At 63.2% G+C, this 242-nt stretch carries 1 protein-coding gene; it reads left to right on the top strand.

Annotated features, from left to right (window positions below; translation table 11 throughout):
- Positions 1 to 242 (top strand): N-formylglutamate amidohydrolase (locus tag EOB49_RS35755; RefSeq protein ID WP_206526234.1); only part of this gene is annotated, 242 nt, incomplete at both ends.

The raw sequence follows: 242 nt of genomic DNA, 5'->3' as shown, positions 1-242 counted from the left end.
CCGCATGGCGCAGGCGCTTGACGCGACTCTGGTCGAGACCCGCATTTCGCGCCTTGTCATCGACTGCAATCGGCCGCTCGACGCGCCCGACCTGGTGCCGCCGGTCAGTGAGACAACGGTCATACCGGGCAATGCCGGCCTGTCGGAAAACGAGCGGGCGGCACGTGTTGCCCTGTCATGGCAGCCCTTCCACGACACGATTGCCGGTATCATGGAAAACAGGCTGTCACATGGTCAGGAAA

The organism is Mesorhizobium sp. M7A.F.Ca.MR.148.00.0.0, from assembly GCF_003997735.1.
Lineage (GTDB): Bacteria > Pseudomonadota > Alphaproteobacteria > Rhizobiales > Rhizobiaceae > Mesorhizobium.
The sequence above is the reverse complement of the archived record's forward strand: the minus strand, read 5'-3'. Positions and strand labels throughout refer to the sequence as shown.